The sequence below is a fragment of the Ruania rhizosphaerae genome, assembly GCF_009805705.1.
Taxonomy (GTDB): Bacteria; Actinomycetota; Actinomycetes; order Actinomycetales; family Beutenbergiaceae; genus Ruania; species Ruania rhizosphaerae.
In genome coordinates, this window is record NZ_VSMB01000043.1 from 1 (window position 1) to 581 (window position 581).

The following is a 581-nucleotide window of genomic DNA, read 5'->3' on the forward strand; positions in this document are numbered from 1 at the left end:
CCGGGGAACACGGAGTTGTGGGCGACTGTGCCGAATGCGGGTACGGCGGTTCACCAGACTGATGACGGCTACGACGATGAGTTCTTCTTGGCGAATGGTCGTGAAGGTCTGGGAGGGGTGGCGCTGTCGGAGGATGAGTCGACGCTGTATGTGGTCAACCTCAACGATCGGTTGTTGTACTCCTACAACACTGCTGATGCTGCGCCCGCGTCTCCTGTGAGTTCGGTGCCGATCACCGACCCTGGGTGTGTGGGTGGTGACTGGCGTCCGTTCTCGGTGACGGTGCGCGATGGTGAGGTTTATGTGGGAGGGGTCTGTGATGCCTCCAGCAGTCTGCTCCGGTCTGACCTGGCCGCTCATGTCGTCCAGCTTGATGGGGGAACCTTCACCAGCATCTACTCGAAGACTCTCGACTTCCCGCGGGGTGGCGAGGGGCACCCAGATCCGGACCCCAACCCGGTTGGTGAGGATGTGTCGACGCATTGGAACCCGTGGCGGGAGACCTGGGACGCTGACCTGGCCGACTACTTTGCTGATGGCCCGCTGTACCCGACGCCGATGCTGACGTCGGTCGTCTTCGA

Annotated in this window: 1 protein-coding gene; it reads left to right on the plus strand. The window is 62.0% G+C overall.

Going from position 1 to position 581, the window contains the following annotated elements; all coding sequences use genetic code 11:
• Nucleotides 1–581: hypothetical protein (locus FV560_RS19990; RefSeq protein WP_200837864.1), on the plus strand; the 581-nt coding region annotated here is incomplete at both ends.